We start from the raw sequence: 1,422 nt of genomic DNA, 5'->3' as shown, positions 1-1,422 counted from the left end.
GGTTACGTCCCCGTGAGTGGTGTGGTTTCCCGCTCTTGAGTGTTGCTTCGTCAACGTGAAGAGCCACCGTGGGATGGTCAGTGAGTACCGATCAAAGAACTCACAAAGGACACCACACGATGGCTCTAGACCAGTCTGCCCTGCTCGACCTGCTGGGAGAACTCAAACTCACCGATGTCACCGACCGAATCCGCGTCGCGACCGAAACTCTCTATCAAGAATTGATCGATGCGGAAGCGACCGCGTTCATCGGCGCCGCCCCATTCGAGCGCTCCGGCGACCGCACCACCCACCGCAACGGCACCCGGCCCCGGACGTTAACGACCACCGCCGGCGACCTCGACTTGAAGATCCCCAAGCTGCGCGCCGGGTCGTTCTTCCCCGCGCTGCTCGAGCGGCGCCGCCGGGTGGACCAGGCGTTGTTCGCGGTCGTGATGGAGGCCTACGTCCACGGCGTCTCGACCCGCAAGGTCGACGACCTCGTCAAGGCCCTCGGTGCTGACACGGGGATCTCGAAGTCGGAAGTGTCCCGGATCTGCGCGGGCCTGGACGCCGAGGTCGCCCAGTTCCGCGACCGCACCCTCGCCGCCCAAGACTTCCCGTATGTGTTCCTCGACGCGACCTACTGCAAGGCCCGGGTCGGGCACCGGATCGTGTCCCAGGCCATCGTCGTCGCGGTCGGCGTGGCCGCCGACGGGCGCCGGGAAGTGCTGGGCTTCGACGTCGGCGATAGCGAGAACGAGGGCTTCTGGACCAGCTTCCTACGGTCGTTGAAGACCCGCGGCCTCGACGGGGTCAAGCTGGTCATGTCTGACGCTCACACGGGCCTGAAGAAGGCCATCGGGACCGTGTTCCAGGGCGCCGGCTGGCAACGCTGCCGGGTCCACTTCATGCGCAACGTCCTCGCCGTGGTGCCGAAGGGATCCCAGGAGATGGTCGCCTCGATCATCCGCACCATCTTCGCCCAGCCCGACCGCGAGCACATCGAGAAGCAGTTCCGCGAGGTCAGCACCATGCTCGGCCGCTCACACCCGAAGGTCGCCGCGATGCTCGTCGACGCGCAACCCGACCTGCTCGCGTTCGCCGCGTTCCCCAGGCGGCACTGGCGCCAGATCTGGTCCACCAACCCGCTCGAACGGGTGAACAAAGAGATCAAACGCCGCACCGACGTCGTCGGCGTGTTCCCCAACGCGGCAGCCCTGCTGCGCCTGGCCGGGTCGGTGTTGATCGAGCAGCACGACGAGTGGGAAGCCGGCGAAAGACGCTACTTCTCCGAAGCATCCATGCTCGAGCTGGCCGTCATGAACAACCCCATCGAGGTCCTCGACGAGGCGGTGATCCTCCCCGAACTCGCCGCCGCCTAGACTAGAACCACTGACCCGCATGGTGTTGAGAAATTCCACCACTCAGCGGGACGTGACC

Annotated in this window: 1 protein-coding gene; it reads left to right on the top strand. The window is 65.5% G+C overall.

Annotated elements, in window-relative coordinates; genetic code table 11:
• Positions 1–119: 119 nt before the first annotated feature.
• Positions 120–1,364, top strand: a complete 1,245-nt coding sequence (locus E3T61_RS01635; RefSeq protein WP_134639193.1) for an IS256 family transposase — start codon at positions 120–122, stop codon at positions 1,362–1,364.
• The last annotated feature ends 58 nt before the right edge of the window (positions 1,365–1,422 follow it).

The sequence above is a fragment of the Cryobacterium lactosi genome (assembly GCF_004403945.1).
Taxonomy (GTDB): Bacteria; Actinomycetota; Actinomycetes; order Actinomycetales; family Microbacteriaceae; genus Cryobacterium; species Cryobacterium lactosi.
The sequence above is the reverse complement of the archived record's forward strand: the minus strand, read 5'-3'. Positions and strand labels throughout refer to the sequence as shown.